Source organism: Vibrio sp. 10N.286.48.C11 (assembly GCF_041469805.1).
Classification (GTDB): Bacteria; Pseudomonadota; Gammaproteobacteria; order Enterobacterales; family Vibrionaceae; genus Vibrio; species Vibrio crassostreae_C.
Window position 1 is genome coordinate 113,594 of record NZ_JBFRLK010000011.1, and the last position, 24,099, is coordinate 137,692.

Here is a 24,099-nt window from a genome sequence, read left to right on the forward strand (position 1 = left end):
AGCATTATTCAATGGAATGGATGTGCTATTTGTTTTAATTATTGATTTTCAAAGGAAAATAATAAAATTGAATGGAATGCGCACCAATGGGTTCATACTTTAGTACCGTAAATGGTGCGTTTGTTAAAGGTAGGGACTAGCTAGTTTTTAGTTGGATGTAGATTTGCTCTACCTTGGTACGTGCCCAATCTGTTTTACGCAAAAACTTTAAGCTCGATTTAATGCTTGGGTCTTTTTTAAAGCAGTTGATATTAACCATGTAACTCAACTCTTCCCAACCGTAATGTTCAACCAATTCAGTTAGCAGCTTTTGAAGCGTGATACCGTGAAGTGGGTTATTTGCTTGTGTCATGAGATTTACCCGTCATTTATTTGCTCTCAGTATATCAGCTTAGCCATCAGAGTTTCCCGACCATTTCAATGAGAAGTCGGTATCGACGATATTGAGCATTTCCCTTCCTTTGTTACCAAACTCACTGACCTGCGTTTCTATCCATTTGGAGAAGCGTTGAATCTTATCGCGATGAAAGTATCCCGGTGGCGCACATAAGAAATAGTTGTATTTTGGTCTTAGCGCTGTATGACCAATTCTAACTAGCTTCCCTTCTTGCAGGTATCGATACACCAAGCTGTGTTTGACTAAAGCGACTCCTTGAACAGAGAGTGCCCCTTCTAGTACAAAGTGAGAGCCATCAAACTGCAACGTGGTGTGACCGCCTTCAACGCCTACTTCATTAAGCCATATTGACCAATCCATGTCTGGCCATCGGTCTTCAATAAGTTCCGCTTTATGCAGATCGTCGATGTCATAGATACCATGTTTCTCTTGATAAATAGGGTGGCAAACCGGGTAAATGACCTCGTCCATCAACCAACGTGATTCGATGTTTGGGTAGTTACCATGACCATATCGAACACAGACATCGACAGCTGAGTCTTCAAAGGTAACCAGTTTGTTGGTCGGTTCTATTAACATAGATAAATCTGGGTGACGGTCGCGGAAGTCGCCAATTCTAGGCACTAACCAATGTTGTGCAAAAGAGGGTACGGTCGAAATCGATAACTGAGTGGGGTTGGGGTCTTGGTTTATTCGTCTTACTCCATCTTGAATATGAGCAAAGCCTTTCTTCGCTTGTAGATAGAGCACTTCACCTTCATGAGTTAATACTATTTTTCGGTGCTGGCGAATAAACAGGTCTGCGCCTAACCATTCTTCAAGTTGGCGAATTTGTTGGCTGACTGCTGCAGCCGTGACAAATAGCTTTTGTGCTGCGAGCTTGAAACTGCCAGTTTCAGCCGCCGTGTAAAAGTAATAGATCCCTTGGAATGGTGGGGTTCGTTCTCTCACATTAGTTTTCCTTAACTGAATGCCAGTATCGGTGTTGTTCGATTATCGAACAGGTTGTTTTCATAATAGCGATAAATACAAAGGGAATACAAGAGAGAGAACATGAAAGCAATAACCTGTTGGGTCGGAATATTTGTTACTCAGGTACTTAAAATCAATGATAATACTAAGGTGAGGAAGGGGGCTAAATCTAGACAAGTTGTTTGCTCTAAATCGTTAAGTCATCGAATGAAAAAGGATGTCGGTTTAGATTGCGAGAGTAGTGATGCTGCGGATTATACTAAGTACTTATAATGTGAGCTTACAAAAAAGGAGCCATAATGGCTCCCTCTCGATTTTAATTATTCTTCCCAAACCACCAATTTATCTTTCGGCCAGTTATGACCAACTTCATGGTATTTCTGCTCAAGGATATGTCGCTTGATTTTGAGAGTCGGGGTTAACACGCCATTCTCAATGCTCCATGGTTCCTTAATCATCAATACACCTTTGATCTTCTCGTGTGAACCAAGCTGCTCGTTCATTTTCTCGATAACGCGCTTTGTCGTTTTCTCATAGCGAGCTCGATCGAAATTAGGGAAGTCATGCGGTACCACAAGTAGGATTGGACCAGGTAGGCCAAGACCTATCAAACACATCATTTCTACGCGGCTGTACTCAAACAGTTTGTTTTCGATTGGTACAGGGGCAACAAACTTACCTTTAGCGGTTTTAAAGGTATCTTTCTTACGCCCACGAATCGTTAGGTAACCTTCACTATCGATATCACCGATATCACCGGTATGAAGCCAACCATCCGAGTTAAAAGACTCTTGGGTTGCAATATCATTCTTGTAGTAACCAGAGAATAAGCCTTTGCCTCGAACTAGAATCTCTTCATCTTCAGCTATTTTGAGTTCGATCCCTGGACCTGCATTACCAACCGTACCAATTTTATCGGCTCTGAATGGGTAGTTGAGCGTGCTGTAGGCGAAAGACTCTGTCATGCCCCATGCCTCGGTAATGTGCAGGCCAACACTCTCATACCATGCGAGTAGAGCGGGTGATACAGGTGCAGAACCACATCCAAGAACGCGAGCTTGGTCTAACCCTAAGCCATCAGCAAGTTTCTTCTTAATGATGTTGTTGATAAACGGAATCTTCAGTAAGAAGTTCAGTTTCTTCTGTGGCAATTTGTCTTGGATTCGCTGCTGGAACAGAGTCCATAAGCGAGGAACTGAAATAAACAGCGTAGGGCGATGCATTTTCACATCATCAATAAAGGTGTCTAAAGATTCAGGGAAAGCCGTAACCACGCCCCCCATTACTGAAGAACCAAAGATGTAAACGCGTTCTGTAATATGAGCAAGCGGTAGGTAAGAAAACAGGCGATCGCCAGGTTGGATCCCAATATGGTCAATCAACCTTTGAACAGACCAAGTAAACGCGCCGTAGGTGAGCATTGCGCCTTTTGGTAACCCTGATGTACCCGATGTATAAACAAGTGACATCAGCTTATCGTCGTGATGCTGAGGGCGTTTGGTTGATGGTTCATGTGTCTCAATGAGCTGCTCGAAAGTGTGTTGGCACTTCGCTGCGCTGTCGTATGGCAGTGAAATACTCACCAAGCTCGGGTTGTCATCAAGTACTTTTTGAGTGGCTTTAGGATCGTCAAGCTTACCCGCAATCACAATTTTACATTCACTGTGTTCAATACAGTACTGAATGGTATCTGCACCTGCTGTTGGAAAGATTGGGACGCTGACAAAATCTCCTAACATCATGGCAAGATCGCAGATGAACCACTCTGCACAGTTTTTCGATACGAGAGCGACTCGATCGCCAGGTTGGGCTCCGAGTCCTTCTAATGCTGACGCCAGTTTCAGTGCTTTGTCGGCTACTTCTTTATAAGTAAATTCGACAAATTGGCGGTTAATAATCTGTTTCAAATAGACTTCGTTTGGGCGTTCTTCTGCCCATTTTAAAATCATGTCATTGGGTGTAGGGAGAGCTGTTGCTTGTTCTTGGCTAAACTCGTTAGGCTGAATCATTGTCTAACTCCATGTTTTTCGCTAAGTTATTTTTGTTAAAATCATGTTAAATGTACCATGGTTTTTTCTTTTAGGGAGTAAAATTAGCGTTTTCTGTTATCTGTGCAGGCACGCCTGTAACTTGCTGGGGTTACACCTGTCCTTTTCTTAAAAATTCTCGAAAAATACGACACATCCTTGTATCCACATTGATAGGCAATTACAGCAATTTTTGACTCGGTATCCGCCTCAATCAACTTTTTAGCTAGTAGAACTCTTTTGTCACAAACAAAGTCTCTAAAGCTTACCCCAAAGTGTAGATGAAACTTTTTCGAAAAGTAGGTTGTTGAACAATGGCACTTCTCGGCGATCTCCGTTTCTCTGATTTCTTTGTTTATGTTATCCATAACATAGTTAACAACCTCAGAAGTAAACAATTTGGTAGGCAGTTGATTGTTGTTATTTATGTCTCTGTCGAGATCGAAGTGAGGTTCGAAGATATGCTGTGTTTTACGCTTAAGTTCTTCGAATGTACTGGTCAGATGATTGCTGTTTGTTTCTATAATGAAAAATATATTCTTATGATTTCGAACGATATTAGGTAACTGGTCCGAGCAAATAATGACTATTCGCTTGTTCAAGTTTTCACAAATAGATAATGCCATTGTAAGTAGTTGAAGTTTATCCGGTCTATTCAAGATGAAAAATACCAGTCTGACATCTAAGTTACTGATTATAGATATATCTTGCTTATAATTTTCAATGGGGAAGTAGTGGTTTATTTTATTAATAATAACAGCATTAAATTCACTGTCTTTATCTGATAATAAAGGTGTGACTACTTTCATATAAATACCAACTCTATTTTATATTCAACTTCGAGTTTAAAAATAGATAAATTAAGATGCGTAATAATTAGATTAGAAGTACCACAAAAAAGTGCAAGTGAATGGCAAAAAAATCCTAACCTAATATATCTCTCACCTCTAGATTTAGTTTACAGGTAAACAAAGCCTGATACGTAAATCAAGGAGAGGTTCTCATGGATAAGTTTTTGAATAATTGTAAAGAATTCATGAAAGATGAAGAAGGGTTGACCGTTATCGAGTATGTAATCGGTGCAGCTCTATTGGTTTTAGGCTTAACAACTGTATTTTCTGGTTTGGGGAATACTCTAGCAAATAAATTAAATAACATTGTTGCGAATGTTGGTACTACGGGTACTGGTACTGGTACAGGGGCTCAATGATATCTTATGGACATCAAGAGAATTAGAAGCCAAGCTGGATTGACTACGGTCGAATACGTGATCGGTGCTGCTTCACTTGTTCTTGCTGTTGGATTCGTTTTCTCTGGGATGGCAACAGCCTTACTCAGTAAGTTCCAGAGCATTATATCGAGTGTATAAATAGAAAATATGATTAATGAGCCTTCAGTTTTTTGGGCATTACTAATTGCAGTTTCGGTATACGATGTTGAGAAGCATCGTATACCAAACAAAATATTGGTTCTTTTTTTGTTTGTGTACTTCTTATCAATGTTTAATAGCAATTTCACTTTTGATGTTTTTTTAATGTCCTTGTTTGGGTTGGGGGCGTTTTTTTGTTTTGGGTTACTCTTATATTTTGTAAGAGCAATGTCTGCAGGAGATGTGAAGCTATTAGGTATTGTAGGGATGTATCTTGGGTGGGGACAATTACTTGATGCGTCGTACTTTATCTTACTTTCTTCTGGAGTGATCGGGACATTCTACTTGCTATATAACTTTTCCAACTCGAGCAGTCTTAGTATCAAAGGCTATTTTGAAAATAAGATGATTGCGCTTGGTGGTGTAGCCCCAGTACTAGATAAAAGTTCGATTTTACACGCTAGGTACTCAAATAAGGCGACGATGCCTTTTGCTCCTTCTGTTGTCATAGGGTTAGCGATGTATAGTTATTTTACTTAAAAATGTTGTTGGTTAGTTCTTATGGAGAGGAATAATAGATGGATATTATAAGGCGTACTGCTCCAACAACTTTGAAGCCTCAAATTTCAGCCCCAGCCGTTCCTACATCTATTGATATGTTGGGTGTTCCTGAAGTTGTTATAGAAAACCTTGTGTTGAAGCACCTGTCAGCCTATCCCAAGTCGGATGTTTTAGAGCTTTCTAACTATTTGTGTGTTGTGACACATATTGTTGAAAGTGCCTTGGCGGTGTTGAGAACAAAGTCATTGATTGAAGTTTTTCAACCAACCTCTAACCTTTCTCTCTCATCTGCATCTCATAGTCACGTTCGCTATTCCCTTTCTGAGAAAGGACTTGAAGAAGCTGATTTAGCTTTCAAGCGAGACGCATATTTAGGTCCTGCCCCCGTTTCGCTTACTCAATATAGTGATGTGGTAAAGCAGCAGGATCTAAGAGCAGAGCTAGTGACTCGGCCACATGTCGAAGCAGCACTGAATGATGTATATGGTGTCGACAAAATGATTTCGGTATTGGGGCCTGCAATCAATTCTGGACGTGCCTTGTTACTGTATGGGCATGCGGGGACGGGGAAAACATTTGTAGCTTCACGTATTGTCAATGCGCTGCATACGTCTGTTTTTATCCCTTATGCCGTTTATGCGCTTGGCAATATCATCAAGGTTTTCTCTGCACAACACCATAAACCTTTAGATAGAAACGGCAGTACCAAAGCTATCTCGCTAAAAGATCAATACGATAAGCGCTGGCTTAACTGTGAGAGACCGAATATCCAGGTCGGTGGTGAGCTCACCATGGATATGCTTGAGGTGAATCACTCAGAAAACAGTCGAGTCTGGTTAGCCCCGGTACAGATGATGGCAAACAATGGAATTTTCGTGATAGACGATCTTGGCCGTCAACCTATGCCTGTAGACACATTGCTGAATCGATGGATAGTGCCGATGGAGTACGCTTTTGATTATCTATCGCTGCCCAACGGTCAGCAAATTACGATGCCGTTTGTTTTAACTCTCGCCTTCTCTACCAACTTAAATCCAAAGAAGATCAGTGATCCCGCATTTTTGCGTCGTTTAGGTTACAAAATTGAATTTAAGCCTCTTATGCAGCGTGATTACGAAGCATTGTGGATGAATGTTGCCGCAGAGAAAGAGGTTGAACTTCAAGATGGTTTCTTTGAGCGTTTATCCCAAATGCACACTTTATACAAAGTGCCATTTTTCCCCTGCTTGCCGAAAGATCTGGTAGGTATAAGTAAAGATATTCTTTCGTTCGAGCAACTCCCGCCTGTTATCACATTCGATATTCTTTCCATGGCTTGGGAAGTTTATTTTACCTCTGATGGACATGAGGAATAACACATGAATAAGAGTCAAGTTTTCCTACTATTTTTACTGTCCGTAGTATTTGGTTTAGCTGCTGTTTTTTTCGCTAAACAATGGATGGAAAATCAAGTACAGCCAACAGTCGAAGTTGAAACTGTGGAGCGTCATCCAGTAGTTGTGGCCTCACAAGAGATTGAAGCTGGAACGATAATTGAAGAGCAGTTCCTAACCACGAAGTTAATGGAAGTTGATTGGATTAACGAGAATAACTACTCCGATGTTTCAGAACTCGTTGGCAAGGTGGTTGCGAATACCATTTATGCCGGAGAGGTTCTCCACAAAATGCGTTTTACTGTTCCTGGTGAAGGTTCAACATTAGCGGCATTGATCCCTGAGAATAAGAGAGCGGTAACGATCCGAGTTGATGACGTCATAGGTGTCGCTGGGTTCCTATTACCTGGGAATAAGGTCGATATTCTTAACACCGTTTCTTATAGCCAAAATTCAGCGTCGACTCGAACAGTATTGAAAGACATTAAGGTCTTGGCTGTAGACCAAACAGCTAAAACGAAAGAAAACAGTCCGATTATCGTGAGAGCTGTGACGTTAGAGGTTTCTCCCCAAGATGCTGAAAAATTACTGACTGCAAAGAGTAAGGGGAGTATCCAACTAACTTTGAGAAACCCACACGAAGTCGAGAAAAAAGTGGCTCGTCGATATGTACCTAGACCAAGTGTAACCATCATCAAAGGTACTCAAGCATCTAGTGTTCGCGTCAAGGATTGAGGTGAGATATGAAAATAATATTAACGTGTGTTTTGAGCCTAGTTTGTTTTTCTACATTGAGCTTTGCCGCTCTTCAAACTGGGAAAACCGTCACGGTTCCTCATCACAAATCAACGCATGTCGTTTTATCGGGTAAGGCTAGCAAGGTGTCACTTGGTGACCCTGATGTCCTTGATATTGTGATGCTTAAATCTAACGAGTTATTTTTGATAGGTAATAAATTAGGTGCTACCAACCTAATGGCTTGGGACGCTCGAGGACAGTTGATTGAGTCTATCAATATTGAGGTTACTCATGATCTTAATAGTTTAAAGGCGAAGTTATATGAGTTCCTTCCTGATGAAACTATCGAAGTACATAGTGCGCAAAACCGTTTGTTGCTGAGCGGTCAGGTGAGCAATCAACAGCAGATGAATGTCGCGATGAGAATTGCAGAAACTTACTCCTCCGGGCAAACCGCAGATGAGTCAAAAGAGAGTGGTAGTGAGCAAGCTGCGGCGACTGGGGTCATCAACTTAATGTCGATTGGTGGTGCTCAGCAAGTCATGCTAGAGGTCACTGTCGCTGAAGTGCAAAGAAGCTTAGTTCGAAAATTCGATGCTAACTTCCATTTCTTCCAAACCAGTGGTTCTGATTTTTCATGGGGAGCGTCTTCTGTGCCTGCTGGTGTATTGGGTGCAACGCCGATTTTTGATATTCCCACCTCAACAGATTATGGGATTTTAGGTTCTTTTATCGATAGCAATACATTGTTTACCTTTGCTTTGGATGTTGCAAAGCAGAATGGTGTAGCCAAAGTTTTGGCTGAGCCGAATCTAACCGCGTTAAGTGGTTCAAAAGCTGAATTTTTAGCGGGCGGTGAGTTCCCAATCCCTGTGCCTGATGAAGACGGCATCACCATTGAATACAAAGAATATGGTGTAGGGCTGAAATTCATCCCAACGGTTCTTAGTGATAAAAAAATCAACCTGAACTTGGCTGTTGATGTGAGTGAAATTGCGAATAGTAGCTCGCTAACGATTGATCCTGGTACTACCAACGCGACTTACTTCATTCCACCTATTACGCGTCGTAGTGCATCTTCAACTCTTGAGTTAGCAGATGGCCAGACTATCGGTATTGCAGGTTTACTGAGTGAGAATGTGAGAGATATCAGCAACAAGATGCCAGGCTTTGGTGATGTGCCGATTTTAGGGCAGCTTTTCAACAGCCAAGAGTATGTATCTGGCGAAACCGAACTGGTTATTCTTGTGACTCCAAGGCTTGCCAAGCCAATCGACCGCACGAAAGTGACATTACCAACAGATGCTTTCGTCGACCCTAATGACTTGGAATATTATTTGTTAGGCCGAAGCGCTTACATTGCTGAACCGTCTGAATCCACTTCAGAGCAATCTCAATCAGCACAGGCCGTATCGCCAACCGACGGCGGTAGTGAAGGCTCATTTGGTCATGATTTATAAGGAGATAGATATGATTAGAATAATGATGGTCTTTCTCGTGATGGTGCTAGTTGGCTGTGCTAATGATGCCCGTTTGGGACATTCAGTAGCACTAGTGAAAACAGAACAAACATATAACCCTAATGCGACCCAAGAGAATCTACTCGAAGTACCGGACGGTACAGGGGAGCGGATGCAGGCTGGTTACGACCGATATGTTGGCAGAGGTGAAAATGATCTGTCCGGAAGCAGTAGTAGCCAGATCCTAGAAGAGTTTAACTAAATCTGGAGGTACTCACATGTTGTATCGAGTATCACAAAGCCCCAAAAAGCAACAAGGCTTAGTCGTAGTCATGATTACAGCCGCTTTGTTGGTTTTTTTAGCTGTCTCAGCGTTAGCTGTCGATATAAACCATATGGTTGTGAATAAAACGCGGTTACAAAATGCAGTCGATTCTGCTGCGCTAGCTGCCGCAACTATTTTAGACAATAGTAAGGATAAAGATGCCGTAGATGCAGAGGTTGGCACCGCATTAAATGCTATGGCAGCCGCCACAGGTAATCATGAATTTGATTTTAGTACGGCTTCTGTAAACATTGATTATTCAAATGATCCTAAGGATTTTACAGGAACAGCAACGTTCGGTGCAGATGATGATGTCTATGTGCGTGTTCGTGTCGATTCCTTGGATATGGATGAGTTTTTCATTCAAATGTTTGGACTAGAAAAAACCGTTTCGGCGAGTGCGGTTGCTGGCCCTAGTTCTGGTCAGGTCGTTGTTAATAATGTTGTGCCAATTGGTGTGTGTATTGGTGATGGCACGTCGGATAATGATGTCTCACCAGAAGATGGGTACCATGATGTTACTGGTGAGGAAATAACCAGTGTTTTTGGTTATGAAGTTGGCACCGTTCATGCGTTAAAGGTCGGCGACAGTAGCTTATCTGAAATGGGGAACGGTAATTACCACCTTCTTGATTTTGGATCTGGTGGTAAAACGGTGAAAGAAGGTTTAGGGGGGGACTATAGTTATCCTGTTGCAATAGGTGACGATATAACCACCAAACCAGGAGGAACGGTTGGTCCTACCGGTGATGGCTTAAATACTCGATTTGGTGATTATGGTGGAGGATTATCGGCATCAGATTACCCCACTGATTATGTAACGACTGAGCCTACTAATGAGATTACGATCGATGCTAGTACGGGAGATATCGATTTTGACGGCAGTTATACCTATGCTCAATATGAATCAGCGACTAACACATGCATAGCTAATAATGGTTCTGGGTGTGCGGCTAATGGTGTTGCTTGGCGTCGTATATTACCTATACCTATGGTGGATTGTTCAGGTAAAAGTGGTGGTGCGACTGAATTTACGGTGAACAAAATTGGTTGTTTCTTCTTGCTACAAAAAGCGCCGACAAATAATTCAGGTACTCCAGCCGTATTTGGTGAATTTATTCACTCCTGCAGTGTGACAGGTGGGGCGGGTAGTACGACCTCTACAACAGAAGGGACTTATAGGATTGTTTTGTATAAGGACCCTGATAGTGGGGAGTCTTGATTATGAAACGGTTGAGAAAACGACAAAGCGGTTTTGCAGCTATCGAGGTGGTACTGGCCACACCCGTATTATTGTTCTTTATGGTATTGGTGCTTGAATTCGGAAATATATTGATTCATTACAATGTCATTTCAAAGTCAGTGCAAAATGGAGCGCGTTATGCGGTTAGTGAAGTTTATGGGACTGTTGGCGGCACAATAGCCCCTACGTCAGAAATTCAGAATGTAGTGGTCTATGGTCAAAATAGTGTGGGCACGGCGGTACTCTCTTCATTGACGACAGCAGATGTCACTGTCACTCAGCCATCTGGTGATAGCTATGTGCGAGTAAGTGTTACCTATGATTATGTTCCACATTTCTTGTCTATTCCCTTTTCGTCGGAGAGCTTTGCCATTCCATTAAGTGTGACTTCGGTTATGAGGGTGCTGTGATGAAAAGGCTAAAAGGGCGTATTAAAGGACTTGCCATCGTTGAATTTACATTAGTGTCATGGCTGATTTTTCTTTTGATTTTTTTAATCTTGGCATTTGGTGCTTATATATTTTCACTACAAATGGTCAGTGAAGCGACAAGGAAGGCGGCTAGACTGGCGACAGTATGCTATGTCTTAGATAGAGATAATATTGGTGCAATGGTGGTGGATGAGATCCCGCTGGTTGGGTTTTCTGGTGCTAATTTAGAGGTGGCTTACCTTGATGCGAGTGGAGGGGAGATAGCATCAGATTTCGAAGATAACTTCGATGATATTAAGTTTGTACGTGCCAGAGCGACTGGCTACGGCATTCAGTTGATTAGTAACCTAAGTTTCTTAGGTAACAATGGGTTTCTTGCTGCCCCTGCATTCGAAACAATTTTACCGGCTGAAAGTTTAGGGGTTGTTAGGGCAGATTCTGACATTAAGAATCGATGTCCCGAAGTCATCTAGTACAGGAGTTTGATGTATGGGGGAAGCAATTCAAATGACGCCTAATGAGGGTGACATTACGCGTTTGAGAACTAATTTAAAGGTCTGGTTAATATACAATACTGAGGCTTTTCATTCGCATATGAGCCACGAATTGAAGAAATGCCGAAACGTACATGTGACGGCTTTTTCTCTTGCGGCAATGAGTGAGGAGTACTTAAAAAGTGCGGATGTTCCAGAGCTTATTTTCGTTGAAGCTCACGGGAATTGGGCGCAAAAAATGGTTGAGCTGCAAGGGTATGATTTGTCTTTAGAAGACAAGGACTTGTCTTTAGTTGTGCTCGGTGATGAAAGTGATAATGGGTCACTAAAAATCGCACTGCGTTTAGGAGCTTCAGATTTTTTGTCTCACAATGTGACCCTATCTGACCTACTGCCACTCTTGAAGAAAACGGCCTCTGAAAAGCTTGAGAACTCCAGTTACGGAGAGTTTATTTTGTTTTTGAATACGAAAGGGGGGATGGGGGCGACAACTCTGGCTTTGAATACCGCTATTGAGATGGCCAGTCAGCATCCGAATGAAGTGCTTTTGCTCGATATTGATCTCCAATTTGGAGTAATTCCTGATTACTTAAATATTATTCCCACCTACAGCGTTTCTGATGCAATAAATAGCGCGAATGACCTAGATGAAATCTCCTTAGGTACTTTGGTCAATAAACATGAATCTGGTCTTCATGTTCTAAGCTTTAAACATGAAAACAATGCTGATGATTTCGAGCAGGCACAAAAAATAGGCAGACTGCTGCCTATATTGCGCCGTTTTTACCCTTATGTGGTGATCGACCTATCTAGAGGGTTAGATCATGTATTTGCATCTGCTATATCACCTGCAACGAAAGTGCTTCTGGTTTTACAGCAGAGTTTAGTGTCAGTAAAAAACACAAGTAGATTAATTAAGTCTCTGAAGTTTGAGTACGGCTTACAAAGCGACGCAATAGAGGTAATCCTTAACCGTTACGAAAAACGACATTCTATAAAGTTAAAAGACATTGAGCAGGCGGTGGGCAATCACGACATCCACCTGATGCCTAATGATTTTAAAGTGGCACTAGAGAGTGCCAATTTGGGGCAACCGTTAGTTCAGTCGAGAAAGAAAAGCTCAATTACTCGTTCTATCATCGATTTGTCTCACGTTCTTTCACCACCAGAGCGAGAAGAAAAAGGCTGGTTGAAAAAGTGGTTTTCATAACGGGTAGATGAATAGTGAACACGAGGGATTGTGATGTTCTTTAAACGAAAAAATGTAAATCCAGAGTTTGAAAAAAGAGTAGAACAGATTTCGCATGACTCAGAAGATACCAACCCTGTTGAGCGTTTATCCAGTGTTGATACGTCTAGTCAATCTCGCAGTTCTGAAGCGAATGTAGAAAAGGAAAAGGCGATTGATGAAGCTCGAAAAGTGTTAGAGCAAGAGTTATCAATCAAACACTTTTTTCATAAGCAACTGCTTGAGACCCTAGATTTAGGATTACTCTCCAGTTTGGAAAAAGAGCGGGCTAAGGTTGACTTGCATGAAGCCATTTTACAGTTGATGGCTGACGATGGTAGTCATGCGCTGAGTGCTGAAGGGCGAAAGCGGGTTATAAAGCAGATAGAAGATGAGGTGTTTGGTCTTGGGCCGTTGGAGCCTTTACTCGCTGACCAAACCGTTTCAGATATCTTGGTCAACGGTCCTAAAAGCGTTTATGTCGAGCGAAGAGGTAAACTTGAAAAGACGCCGTATACTTTTCTTGATGATCGCCACTTAAGAAATATCATTGACCGTATCGTAAGCCAGGTTGGTCGCCGAATCGATGAAGCATCACCTATGGTAGATGCGCGCTTGGTTGATGGCTCACGTGTGAACGCTATTATCCCTCCTCTCGCACTTGATGGCCCTTCTGTTTCTATCCGCCGTTTTGCTGTGGATCGCTTAACGATGGATAACCTTATTGACTACAATTCAGTTTCACCCCAAATGGCTAAGTTTGTTGAAGCTGCAGTAAAAGGCGAGCTCAATATATTGATTTCAGGTGGTACAGGTTCAGGAAAAACCACCACGTTAAACATATTCTCTGGCTTTATTCCACGTGATCAACGAATAATTACCATTGAGGATTCTGCGGAGCTTCAACTTCAACAACCTCATGTTATTCGATTGGAAACTCGCCCAGCAAACCTTGAAGGTAAAGGCGAAATCAGCCAGCGAGAACTCGTAAAAAATACCCTGCGTATGCGCCCCGACCGAATCGTGGTTGGTGAGGTTCGTGGTAGCGAAGCGGTTGATATGCTGGCTGCGATGAACACGGGCCATGATGGATCTCTTGCTACTATTCACGCGAATACCCCCCGTGATGCTTTGAGTCGTGTCGAAAACATGTTCTCGATGGCTGGGTGGAACATATCAACCAAAAACTTACGAGCTCAAATAGCTTCGGCTATCCACCTCGTCGTACAGATGGAACGACAAGAAGATGGTAAGCGTCGTATGGTGAGCATCCAAGAGATCAATGGTATGGAAGGTGAGGTGATTACGATGTCGGAAATTTTCCGTTTCCAACGTCAAGGTATTGATGAAGATGGCAATATTATCGGCTATTACACAGCAACGGGGGTAGTTCCTCAATATCATGACCAGTTAGTCAAACGTGGACTCGACCTGCCTTTCGAGCTCTTTACTGAGACTCACGGTTAAGGAGAGGTTATGGATAATGTAAGCGTTTCATTAGGTCTGTTATTCATTGCGGTGCTTTTTATCTCTCAAGCTTTGTTATTACCTGCTGCAGGGAAAAAAGCGAAGCATAAAGAGTTGTCTCGGCGTTTGAAGGAGGCGCAACGTAATATCGATGAAGAGAGTCTATCTTTATTAAAAGAACATTATAACAAAGAATTATCTCCTATAGACCGTAAGTTAATAGTTATTCCATACTTTGCTGGATTAAAAAAAATGTTGGAATTAGCTGGTTTTAAATTAGCATTGAGCCGGTTTTTACTTATTGTTTCTCTTTGTGGTGTCTTGCTCACATTGATATCAATAATGACCAATCAAGAATGGTTTATTAGTTTAGCAGCATTCATTTCTGTTTGGGTTATATCTTATCTGTATGTACAAAATCGAGTGGCTTATAGAATGGCTCGATTCGAAGAGCAACTTCCAGAGGCTTTAGATATTATCCGACGAGCACTGCAAGCAGGGCAACCGCTTGTTCAATCATTTAATGAAGTTGGTGAAGAACTTCCTGAACCTATCGGTGCTGAGTTTAAAAATACCTACAACTTACTTAATTACGGTTATGACTTACGTTTAGCTATTTTACAGATGGCAGAGCGAGTTCCCACCGTATCAATGTTGGCTTTTTCTAGTGCAGTAATGCTACAAAAAGAAACTGGGGGGAATCTATCAGAGAACCTGCAAAAGGTATCTGAAGTACTAAGAGCCCGCTTTAAGTTAGAAAGGAAAGTAAAAACGCTCTCTGCTGAAAGCCGTCTGTCAGCATGGATCTTAACCTTATCCCCTTTTGGTTTATTTTTTGCCTTAAAGGTAGCCAGTCCTGAATATATCGAGCCACTTTACAAAGATCCTCGCGGTCTATCGATGGTCAGTGTCGGTATTGTTCTCTTGGCGATCGGAGCCTTGTGGATTAAAAAGATCATCAGTATAGAGATTTAACTTATGGAATTATTAAATATTGAAGTCTGGAAGCAGATGTTAGCAGAGTTTGGGATCAGCTCTCAGGCTGTTATCTATGCGATGATTTTGCTCACTACTGTCTTATTAACATTGACTATTGGGTTCTTGTTTTTAGGTGCTAGATCTCCTTTAGATAAGAAGCTAAGACAAATATCTGAAGAGGGGAGTACTGGTGGTCGAAAACCTTATGATTTTTCTAATACGTTAGAATCATTAAGCCCCTTTATAAGTAAAGGTAATAAAAAGGACAATGAAACTTACTCAGAAAAGCTGATGCATGCTGGGTTCCATGAGAAGAGCTCGTTATCAGTTTTCTACGCGTTGAAGGTTTTATCTAGTTTAATAGGCATCGTCGCTGCTTTTATGGTCTATTACATATCGTTGGGTGGAGATTACAATAATTTACTCATCATGACTTGTGTTTTTCTCGGAACATTTACGCCAAATATTATTCTGAACAAGTTACAAAAAGAGCGTCAGAAAAAAATAAGAAATGGTGTCCCTGATGCGCTTGATCTTCTTGTTGTGTGTACCGAGTCTGGGCTTGGTTTTAATGCAGCCCTTGGACGTGTCGCATCTGAGATCTATGTCTCTCAGCCGGAACTTGCGGATGAACTAGAGACTGTGTTTGCTAAAATCCAAGCGGGTGTCACTATGCCTGATGCGCTTAGACAGCTTATCGAGCGAACCGGTTTAGTCGAATTGGAAGGGTTGGTTTCTTTGCTTTCTCATGCATCGAGAATGGGCGGTAGCTTAGCGCAAACGCTTCGTGATTATACTGAAGACTTTAGAGATAAACGTCAGCAAGCCGCTGAAGAAATTGCGGCGAAAATACCGACCAAAATGTTATTTCCTATGCTGATTTTTATTTGGCCTTGTTTTTTCATTGTTGCACTTGGCCCAGGACTACTTATCGTAATGGACGCATTGAGTGCGCCGGGAGCAAGTTTATGATGTTATACAATAAGTTCCTTCTACTTTTCCTACCAATACTACTACTCGGTTGTGCATCATCTGATGAGCCAACGAATCAATTTGATGCAGAACTGTATTCCGGTAAACCGATAGATACGTTAACGAATGATGACCCTCCTTTGAGTGAGAAAGAAGCGATCATGCGTGGTGATGTAGCATTAAGGGACAACAACATCGATCTAGCCTTGTATGAATACATCCGCTCTCTGTCTTTTCCTGAGCAAGAGTTTCACGACAAAACGCTGTTTACTATAGGTAAAATCCATTCATCTCGTGGCAACTCGGCGCTTGCCGAGAAAGCGTATTTGGCGGCCTTAGATTTCAATCCAGCACATACCGAGGTACTGGAGGAATTAGGCGTTTTGTATACGAAGCAGCGACGAACGGATGAAGGTCGAAGTTATTTCTTTAAAGCGATTAATGCCGACCAAGTTCGTTTGAAAAGCAGTGAAACGATTAAAAACCACCAAGCGTTAAGCCAAAGTGAAGTCGCTAGCTTGAAGGTTGACAGTATGTCTCCTGCATCAGCATATATGGGAATTGGTGTGTTGGAAGATGTCGACGGAAAGCATCAGATAGCTCAAGAGTACTTCAAAAAGTCACTGCAGATAGACAAAAACTCATTCAAAGCTCTGTTGAATATGGGCTACTCCCATTACATGTACGGCAATTACAAGGAAGCGTATCAGTACACGCGTTCAGCTCTAGAGTTAGAGCCAAATAGTGAGAAGGCCCAAAACAATCTAGCCCTCATTTATCTGGCTTCCGGTGATGTTAAGAAAGCCACTAATATGTTTATGCGACATATGGATACGCCTGAAGCGTTGAATAATGTAGGGTATTTCCTAATATTACAAGGTAAGCCGGATGAAGCCGTTCCTTACCTTCAGCAAGCAATAGACAAGAAACCATCGTATTACAGAGTTGCGAACGAAAACTTAAACAGAGCACTAGCGGAAGTGAGAGAGATGGAGCAATAGTCGTTTAAATTTTGGCTCAGTGAAAAGGATATTCATGTCGCCTAAAAGTGAGAGTTTTAATAAAGATATCATTGTTATCTCTGTCATTTGGCTAGTTTGTGCCACAGTGATCTTTATTTACAAGTGGGAGAGTGTTTCAGCTCTTAACCTGAATGATAATGACGACTATATGCGTTTCGTTCAATTTCAGGATTGGATGGCAACTGGACATTGGTACCTAGAGCCAATGAATAATTTTAATGCCGCTGATGGCATTGTTATTCATTGGTCTCGCTTTCCTGATTTAATCTTATCGCTCGTAGCTTTTCCATTGTTGTTTATCGTCGATGATAATCTTGCTTATACAATATCCATTTCTCTTGTCCCTCTGCTTTACTTGCTACTTTTTTCGCTGTCATGCTTTTACCTAGCTGACCACCTCTTCGGTGCCAAGTATCGCTTTATTAGTATGATGTTTGCGATTTCTTCGCCTTCAATTATCCATTTTTTACCCGGTTCTATTGATCATCATAATATTCAGCTGGTCTTCGCGGTCCTATTTCTAGCTTTAACGCCATTGAATCATGAGCAGTTGCGCCATGCGTGGCGTGTGTATGCGCAATCTATCTTGCTGTCTCTATCTTTATGGACTGGGCTTGATAATGTTTTGCTATTCATGTTTTTTTTCGCGATTTACACCGTGTATTACGGTCTTGTTCGCCATGAGTGGTTTGGCTATATCTCTAAGTTGTATGCGAGTTCCGCTCTGTTTGGGATTTGTGCGGTTTTATTAAATCGGCCTTACGATGAGTTTTTCGTTTTTAAGTACGACGAAATATCATTTGTTCTCATCATCCTTTTCTTCTGTGGCTGGCTTTTCGTTAATGTTTATCATCGGTTTATGAATGAAGATAACAGTCTACTGCAAAAGGTTTTTCTGTTCGTATTTCTAGCTGTTCTATTTTTAATCCCAGTGGCAGTGCTTTATCCATCACTCAGCAGTGCGTTGTTAATTGATTACCCTCCAATACTTAAAGTCTATTGGTTAGACCAAGTGACGGAAGCGAAATCGGTCGTTAGATATGTCGCAAGTCATGGTTTTTTCTCGATAGAGAATTACGCTTTGCTCGTGATTCCTGCCACTTTGTATCCACTTTTTAAGCGTAAAAATCACCACTGCGCAATTTTGTATCTCATCTTTATGTTCAATTTAGCCCTTGCGATCTTTTGGCAGATTAGAGTCATGAGGTTGTGTTTTGTGCTAGCGGCTCCCCTCCAAGCATACGTGATTCTTCAGTTAGCAGATTACATCCGTTCCTCCATCATAAAAGCAGCGGTTATTACTTCTGGAGCACCACTAGCGGTCGCCTTTGTCATTCTCGCGTTGTCGCCAACCGAAGAAATTACAACTACTCTTGATCAAAAGGAGCAATCTCTGAAGATTCATAAGGTGTTAAAAGATAACGATATAAATTCGCACACCATACTTTCAGGGATTGAAACGGGGGCTCCAGTGTTGGCAAAAACGGATAATCGAATTATTGCTGCTCCTTACCATCGAAATATTGTTGGGAACCAATTTCTTATTGAAGTAATGCTAGAGGAAGATCTGAGCTTAGCCGAACGGAAAATCATAGAGAAAAGCATCGATATCATTGTTATTGGCAATGATCCGCATTTGTTGATTTTAAAGGACTCGGCTAGCGAGGAGGCATTGATCAATAAGCTGTACAGCTCAGATACGCCAACTTGGTTAGATGTTGTGTACGACAATATTGAAAATGGGTACCGAGTGTTTCGAGTCAGGGAGAGCTCATGAAGAATCAAACCATAGCGGTGTTACTCCCGTGCTATAACGAAGCCGGAGCGGTTGGAAAAACGGTGGCTGACTTTCAACGTGCACTACCAAGTGCGACGGTTTATGTGTACGACAATAACTCTACTGATGGCACGGTCGAAGAGGCGCTGCAAGCTGGTGCTGTTGTTCGCCATGAGTATCGTCAGGGCAAAGGTGAAGTTGTGCGACGGATGTTCTCAGATATTGATGCTGATATTTATATTATGGCTGATGGTGATGATACCTACGACGCCTCCATTTGCCCTACACTGATTGAACAACTGGTTACTGAACAGCTCGATATGATCATTGGCAGTCGAGAGCGCTCTTCCGAGGCTTATCCTGCAGGACATATTTTGGGTAATAAGATGTTTTCGACTCTGATAAATAAAGGGTTCAATGCTCAATTGAATGACGTTTTCTCTGGCTATCGAGTGATGAGTCGCCGGTTTGTAAAAACGGTCCCTATTTTCAGTGACGGCTTTCAAATTGAGACGGAACTAACCGTGCATGCATTGCACCACAATATGTCGATCAAAGAAGTACCCACTCATTATCACTCAAGGCCTGAAGGCACGGCGAGTAAGCTGAATACATTGAGTGATGGGATCAAAATCCTCAACTTTATTTTGTTCCTGCTACGAGACGTAAAGCCGATGTTTTTTTTCGGTGTGTTGTCAGTGTTGCTTTGTTTTATTTCATTAGGATTAGGGATTCCCGTTATTATCGATTTTATTGATACCGGGCTCGTTGAAAGAGTCCCAACAGCTATTCTGTCTAGTTCAATTGCACTTATCGCGGTGATGTCTTTCTTTTGCGGCTTGATACTCGACAACGTGTCGCGCGGCAGACGAGAGATGAGGATCCTTTCAATATTAAGAAGTCACGATCACAAGCCATCTCAATAGGATTCAGGAATGAGAATAAACAAGGATGAAGACAAGGAGTGGCTCGATTATTTGTCCCGTTTCAGTGATGAATATGACGAGCGAGTCTACGAAAGCAGTACAACAGGCTATGTGATGAGGGCGGGTCATATAGCGTGTGAGAAGCCTTTCAGTAACAGAGATCATTTCTCGAAGGTGCTAGAAGTGGGTTCAGGAACGGGTGAACACTTGAGACATGTTCAGCATAGTTTTGACGAGTATACGGTCAGTGATGGCGATTCTGCCGCACTTGAAGTGGCAAAAAGGCAACTCAGTAACACCAGTACTTATGACAAGCTCGTTTTTAATGTAACGAATGCACGAGCGTTAGACTTTGAAAGCAACTGCTTTGATCGTGTTATTGCGACACATATATTGGAACACCTTTATGAGCCTCATCTTGTGATTAAAGAATGGCTTAGGGTATTAAAGCCGGGCGGCACTTTGTCCATTTTGATTCCTACAGACCCAGGTATTGCATGGAAGGTTGGTCGTTATATGACGACAAGAAAACTTGGAGTGAAAAAGGGGTGGAACTACGATTACATTATGGCGAGAGAACATGTTAATCCCTGCAATAATTTGATCGCCTTTTTAAAGTACTATCTCCCTGATAATAAACACTCTTTTTGGCCGTTAAGCCCAATCCCGCTAATTGATTGCAATTTGTTTTTTAACTTCCATGGAATCAAGCCTGCTAGTTAAAGGTTCGACGGCTCCTATCGTTCAGTCGTAAGCAAGAAGTTAGGTATTCACTAACTTCTTGCTTCGGTTAGATCTTTAGTTAACAAAGCCAGTAAGAGCGCCGAATAGCATAAACATGCCGACAAGCCCTACGATTGGCATCTTGACCGTTTTCAGTAGCCACACACCTATGATGATCAGAGCGAAGTCTAAACCGCCACTCACCGCACTTGTGAAGATTGGCTGATACAGAGCCGCAAGTAGTAACCCGACTACCGCTGCATTCACACCGGTAAGTGCACCAGCAACTAATGGTTTGCTTGCAATCGCCTGCCAGTTTTTCAATATACCGAGTAGCAATAAGAAGCCCGGTAAGAACACAGCAATCGTTGCGAGTAGTGCGCCTGTGATCGGTGCCGATGGCATCAATACATAACCTAAGTAAGTCGCAAGTGTAAACATAGGCCCTGGTACTGCCTGTGCTGCTGCATAACCTGTTAGGAAGGCATCTTGAGACAGTTGGTCACCAATACCATTTTGTAGCAACGGAAGTACCACGTGGCCGCCACCGAATACTAAGCTACCTGCTTGGTAGAACAGGCCAAACACTTCAATACCTTGAGAGTAAGCACTGAATAGAGGCAGACCAACCAGCAAAGCAACAAAAATCACCAGAGGCGTTACCGATATTTTTTGCGTTGAAGGTATCGTTTTGAGCTCTTGAGACGTCAAGAACTTACTGCCAACCATTGCTGCAAATAGAAGCACTAAAACTTGAGGCCAGATGCCTGGAATCAGTAGTAGTACAATCGCGGTAATCACACATAAGGCGGTCGCTATCTTCGATTGGCAAAAGTTCTTGTACATACCAAAGGTTGCATCAGCTACAACCACTACCGCTAATAACTTAAGCCCGTGAATGATTGAATTGAAAAGTGGATCTTCCAATAGCTGGTTGCTGACTAACGCCAATATCAGCATCAGAATCACAGATGGGGAAGTGAAGCCGACAAATGCAGCAATAGCACCTGTTAATCCACCTTTCTTGTAGCCGACCGCAAAGCCAACCTGACTTGAACCTGGGCCCGGTAGAAATTGACTAAGAACGACAATCTGCCCGTACTCTTCGTCGGACAACCAGTTCAGTTTCTCAACAATGGTTTTACGGAAGTAGCCAATGTGTGCCGCTGGTCCACCGAAGCTAATCCAGCCAAGCCAGAAAAAGGTTTTAAAAATTGAAAGCATGATCGATTCCAGATAAATGTTTAGCGTAATTTAGGTGGAGTTGAACTATGATTCAAATTAATTGTTTTAATTATAATTATGAATGATATGGGATTGATTTGTGGCTGATTTTAACTGGAAAGGGGTCGACCTTAACTTGTTGATTGCACTGCAGGCTTTGTATAAAACGAATAGCGTGAGTAAGGCTGCTGAGCGTTGTTATGTCAGCCAATCTGCGATGAGCCATAGCTTACAAAGGCTACGAAAGTTGTTTGATGACCCTTTGTTTGAGCGTGTAGGTAGCAAGATGGAGGCGACCGACCGAGCCATTGAACTATCAAGTACCGTGGACGCGCTACTGAATACCATCCAGTCTGAAGTTCTGTTATCTAAATCGTTTGATGCAGAGACTTATAAAGGGACTTGGAAGATTGGTCTCACTGATTATGCCGAGCAGATGTTCGCTCCAATATTGTTTGACCTGATTAAGCAATCCTCTCCTTATTCTCAAGTAGCGTTGTTCAATGTAAACCTGAGTAACTACCAGCAAGTCTTTGACGATGCCAAGCTTGATATGACGATAGGCAGCTTTGGTGAGGTACCAAAGCAATATCGAACAAAGCATTTGTATACGGAGCAACATGTTTGTTTACTTGATCAATCGGTTCTATCTATTGAGGAGCCGATGTCGCTAGAACAATTTGTTGCTGTCGAGCACGCGCTTGTTTCCCCTGCAGGGGCTTTAAAGACGGGAGTGGACACTCGTTTAGGTGAACTCGGCTTAAGCCGGAAAGTCGCGATATCTTCCAGTAACTTTTTAACTGTTAAACGACTCATTCGTGGCAGAGAACTATTGTGTATTGTCCCCAAGCTAGTCGCGCGCAAGGATATTGATAGTGAAGAAACCTTACTAGCTGTGAAGCCACCTATTGATGTTCCAGATTTTGATATCCAGCTTGTTTATAGAAAGGCAAAGCATTTAGATGATAAAAATAAACTACTTAGAAAGTTGATTACTAATGCGATCTCATCTGTGATTTCCGAATAGTTTATTGTGTCGGTTAATCGTCAAATTCATATGAATTAATTTTAGAAAAATCCGGTTTATTATAAGAACCCGACTATACTTAATTTACGACTCAAGGCAGTCGTAAAGAATAGGCTTTTTGATTTACCTAAGTAAAAAAATTGGTTATATCCTCATGATATAGCTTAAAAAACTACCAGGCTAAACGGACTTAGTTGGTCTTAAAGCGCTAGCTCCCCCTAGCGCTTTTTCTTTTATGTCGATTCTGGCAAAAGGGTCTGAATTCTTTTCAGCAGTTGCTCGATCTCTTGTTTTTCATAGTGAGCCGTCACCTTAGGTTGGCTACTTTCTCTTGGGAGTAATGCAGTTTCGATATGGTGCTGCAGTAAAGCATCTTGTGAGTTAGCGTTGAGCTTCTCTGCAAGTACCACAGCTTGTCGACCAATCGTGGTGAAGTCTTGTTTGATGGTGGTCAGTGGTGGATTAAAAAACGCACTGTCCTCGATGCCATCAAAGCCGACGACCGCAACCTTGTCAGGGACTGGAATCTGCAGTTCTTGCAGTGCGCGTAAAACCCCTAATGCCATTTGATCACTGGCGACCAACACAGCATCAAATGGGATTTGTTTCGCAACGGCGTCTCGAATGCCAAGGTAGCCACTTTCCGCTTGCCAGTTTCCTTGATGTTGAAACTGTACCTGACAGTTTGCATCTGATAGCACACCCAACCAACTCTGAAGACGGATTTGTGAGGCACTGGATTCGTTAGGCCCGCTGATCAACAAGTATTCAGAGCGACCATTTTCAATAAGATGCTGAGCCGCCAGCTTTGCGCCCTCGGCGTGATCGCCGCATATATAGTTAACTTGGCTGTTAGAAGGGACATCAATGAAGATGAGGTTCAAGTGTTGATATTGTTCTACCAGCAATTCGGCGTCTGCACTCTTTAAAGGCACATTGAGAATGATGCTGTCGACCTGTTGAGCCATCAGTTCACGAATAGCCTCGCGGGTGTTGGTGAGGTTCGGTTCGGATACTACAGAAAAAGCGGTGCCATACCCCATATCGTGAGCCTGCATTCGTACACCGTTAGCGATCATTGCGGCGCCATGCAGTGCCATATCGAGCGTCACTAACCCTATGCTGGTGGACTTGGAACGGCTGAGCATTTGAGCCCCTTTATTGGGCACATATCCAAGCTTCTTTATCGCAGCATTCACTTTGTTTCGAGTGGATTCTGCGACATCTTGCGAACCGTTCGTCACCCTTGATACTGTTTGAGTCGATACGCCAGCCAGCTTCGCCACATCTTTAAAAGTTACACTCATCACACCGTCCATCGAATATTCCCGTCGTTCGATGAGCTTATCCAATTTAGCGAAATGA

25 protein-coding genes are annotated in these 24,099 nt (G+C 42.3%); 19 read left to right on the forward strand and 6 right to left on the reverse strand.

Annotated features, from left to right (window positions below; all coding sequences use genetic code 11):
• Window positions 1-136: 136 nt before the first annotated feature.
• The 4 genes from AB4209_RS03945 to AB4209_RS03960 form a co-directional block, all read right to left on the reverse strand.
• Window positions 137-352 (reverse strand): VF530 family DNA-binding protein, encoded by a 216-nt coding sequence (locus tag AB4209_RS03945; protein WP_372054898.1) that lies wholly within the window; start codon window positions 350-352, stop codon window positions 137-139.
• Between the two features lie 39 nt (window positions 353-391).
• Window positions 392-1,348 carry a LysR substrate-binding domain-containing protein gene (locus AB4209_RS03950; RefSeq protein ID WP_372054900.1) on the reverse strand — a complete coding sequence of 319 codons (957 nt, stop codon included), beginning with the start codon at window positions 1,346-1,348 and terminating at the stop codon, window positions 392-394.
• A gap of 341 nt (window positions 1,349-1,689) precedes the next feature.
• Window positions 1,690-3,378 carry an AMP-binding protein gene (locus AB4209_RS03955; protein ID WP_372054902.1) on the reverse strand — a complete coding sequence of 563 codons (1,689 nt, stop codon included), beginning with the start codon at window positions 3,376-3,378 and terminating at the stop codon, window positions 1,690-1,692.
• Between the two features lie 83 nt (window positions 3,379-3,461).
• Complete coding sequence (locus AB4209_RS03960; protein WP_048658138.1) at window positions 3,462-4,205, reverse strand: AraC family transcriptional regulator; 744 nt, start codon at window positions 4,203-4,205, stop codon at window positions 3,462-3,464.
• A 194-nt stretch (window positions 4,206-4,399) separates the two neighbouring features.
• Here AB4209_RS03960 and AB4209_RS03965 point away from each other — a divergent pair, with 194 nt between their 5' ends.
• From AB4209_RS03965 to AB4209_RS04050, 18 genes are read left to right on the forward strand one after another with little or no spacing between them, the layout of a single operon-like run.
• Window positions 4,400-4,606 carry a Flp family type IVb pilin gene (locus tag AB4209_RS03965; protein WP_372054904.1) on the forward strand — a complete coding sequence of 69 codons (207 nt, stop codon included), beginning with the start codon at window positions 4,400-4,402 and terminating at the stop codon, window positions 4,604-4,606.
• A 6-nt stretch (window positions 4,607-4,612) separates the two neighbouring features.
• Window positions 4,613-4,765 carry a hypothetical protein gene (locus tag AB4209_RS03970; protein WP_171732471.1) on the forward strand — a complete coding sequence of 51 codons (153 nt, stop codon included), beginning with the start codon at window positions 4,613-4,615 and terminating at the stop codon, window positions 4,763-4,765.
• A 9-nt stretch (window positions 4,766-4,774) separates the two neighbouring features.
• Window positions 4,775-5,305, forward strand: coding sequence for a prepilin peptidase (locus AB4209_RS03975; RefSeq protein WP_372054906.1), 531 nt, complete (start codon window positions 4,775-4,777; stop codon window positions 5,303-5,305).
• A 38-nt stretch (window positions 5,306-5,343) separates the two neighbouring features.
• The gene (locus AB4209_RS03980) at window positions 5,344-6,681 is read left to right on the forward strand and encodes an AAA family ATPase (RefSeq protein ID WP_372054908.1); all 1,338 of its coding nucleotides are present in this window, start codon (window positions 5,344-5,346) and stop codon (window positions 6,679-6,681) included.
• Between the two features lie 3 nt (window positions 6,682-6,684).
• The gene (cpaB, locus tag AB4209_RS03985) at window positions 6,685-7,434 is read left to right on the forward strand and encodes a Flp pilus assembly protein CpaB (RefSeq protein ID WP_061032536.1); all 750 of its coding nucleotides are present in this window, start codon (window positions 6,685-6,687) and stop codon (window positions 7,432-7,434) included.
• Between the two features lie 8 nt (window positions 7,435-7,442).
• Window positions 7,443-8,897: a type II and III secretion system protein family protein gene (locus AB4209_RS03990; RefSeq protein ID WP_061032537.1), complete on the forward strand. Its 1,455-nt coding sequence runs from the start codon at window positions 7,443-7,445 to the stop codon at window positions 8,895-8,897.
• Window positions 8,887-9,159: a hypothetical protein gene (locus AB4209_RS03995; protein WP_061032538.1), complete on the forward strand. Its 273-nt coding sequence runs from the start codon at window positions 8,887-8,889 to the stop codon at window positions 9,157-9,159. The genes AB4209_RS03990 and AB4209_RS03995 overlap by 11 nt, the downstream gene beginning before the upstream one ends.
• Window positions 9,160-9,175: 16 nt before the next feature.
• The gene (locus AB4209_RS04000; protein WP_171732474.1) at window positions 9,176-10,444 is read left to right on the forward strand and encodes a Tad domain-containing protein; all 1,269 of its coding nucleotides are present in this window, start codon (window positions 9,176-9,178) and stop codon (window positions 10,442-10,444) included.
• A gap of 2 nt (window positions 10,445-10,446) precedes the next feature.
• Window positions 10,447-10,875 (forward strand): TadE/TadG family type IV pilus assembly protein, encoded by a 429-nt coding sequence (locus tag AB4209_RS04005; RefSeq protein WP_105057538.1) that lies wholly within the window; start codon window positions 10,447-10,449, stop codon window positions 10,873-10,875.
• The gene (locus AB4209_RS04010) at window positions 10,875-11,369 is read left to right on the forward strand and encodes a TadE/TadG family type IV pilus assembly protein (RefSeq protein WP_061032541.1); all 495 of its coding nucleotides are present in this window, start codon (window positions 10,875-10,877) and stop codon (window positions 11,367-11,369) included. Before AB4209_RS04005 ends, AB4209_RS04010 begins: the two co-directional genes overlap by 1 nt.
• Window positions 11,370-11,385: 16 nt before the next feature.
• A complete protein-coding gene (locus tag AB4209_RS04015) occupies window positions 11,386-12,600 on the forward strand; it encodes an AAA family ATPase (RefSeq protein ID WP_372054911.1) in 1,215 nt (404 codons plus the stop codon).
• Between the two features lie 33 nt (window positions 12,601-12,633).
• Window positions 12,634-14,085, forward strand: coding sequence for a CpaF family protein (locus AB4209_RS04020; RefSeq protein WP_171732476.1), 1,452 nt, complete (start codon window positions 12,634-12,636; stop codon window positions 14,083-14,085).
• Between the two features lie 9 nt (window positions 14,086-14,094).
• The gene (locus AB4209_RS04025; protein ID WP_102319926.1) at window positions 14,095-15,060 is read left to right on the forward strand and encodes a type II secretion system F family protein; all 966 of its coding nucleotides are present in this window, start codon (window positions 14,095-14,097) and stop codon (window positions 15,058-15,060) included.
• A gap of 3 nt (window positions 15,061-15,063) precedes the next feature.
• The gene (locus AB4209_RS04030) at window positions 15,064-16,035 is read left to right on the forward strand and encodes a type II secretion system F family protein (protein ID WP_102319927.1); all 972 of its coding nucleotides are present in this window, start codon (window positions 15,064-15,066) and stop codon (window positions 16,033-16,035) included.
• On the forward strand, window positions 16,032-17,036 hold the full coding sequence (locus AB4209_RS04035) for a lipopolysaccharide assembly protein LapB (protein ID WP_102319928.1): 1,005 nt from the start codon (window positions 16,032-16,034) through the stop codon (window positions 17,034-17,036). Before AB4209_RS04030 ends, AB4209_RS04035 begins: the two co-directional genes overlap by 4 nt.
• A 34-nt stretch (window positions 17,037-17,070) precedes the next feature.
• The gene (locus AB4209_RS04040; protein ID WP_102319929.1) at window positions 17,071-18,834 is read left to right on the forward strand and encodes a hypothetical protein; all 1,764 of its coding nucleotides are present in this window, start codon (window positions 17,071-17,073) and stop codon (window positions 18,832-18,834) included.
• The gene (locus tag AB4209_RS04045; protein WP_102319930.1) at window positions 18,831-19,760 is read left to right on the forward strand and encodes a glycosyltransferase family 2 protein; all 930 of its coding nucleotides are present in this window, start codon (window positions 18,831-18,833) and stop codon (window positions 19,758-19,760) included. The genes AB4209_RS04040 and AB4209_RS04045 overlap by 4 nt, the downstream gene beginning before the upstream one ends.
• 9 nt (window positions 19,761-19,769) lie before the next feature.
• A complete protein-coding gene (locus AB4209_RS04050; protein ID WP_102319931.1) occupies window positions 19,770-20,483 on the forward strand; it encodes a class I SAM-dependent methyltransferase in 714 nt (237 codons plus the stop codon).
• A gap of 75 nt (window positions 20,484-20,558) precedes the next feature.
• Here AB4209_RS04050 and chrA read toward each other — a convergent pair whose 3' ends face one another.
• A complete protein-coding gene (chrA, locus tag AB4209_RS04055; protein WP_372054914.1) occupies window positions 20,559-21,707 on the reverse strand; it encodes a chromate efflux transporter in 1,149 nt (382 codons plus the stop codon).
• Window positions 21,708-21,807: 100 nt separating this feature from the next.
• On the opposite strand from chrA, the gene AB4209_RS04060 reads away from it, so the two are divergent.
• Complete coding sequence (locus AB4209_RS04060) at window positions 21,808-22,734, forward strand: LysR family transcriptional regulator (protein WP_102319933.1); 927 nt, start codon at window positions 21,808-21,810, stop codon at window positions 22,732-22,734.
• Between the two features lie 233 nt (window positions 22,735-22,967).
• On the opposite strand, the gene AB4209_RS04065 is transcribed toward AB4209_RS04060, so the two are convergent.
• Window positions 22,968-24,041 carry a LacI family DNA-binding transcriptional regulator gene (locus AB4209_RS04065; protein ID WP_372054916.1) on the reverse strand — a complete coding sequence of 358 codons (1,074 nt, stop codon included), beginning with the start codon at window positions 24,039-24,041 and terminating at the stop codon, window positions 22,968-22,970.
• Between the last annotated feature and the right edge of the window lie 58 nt (window positions 24,042-24,099).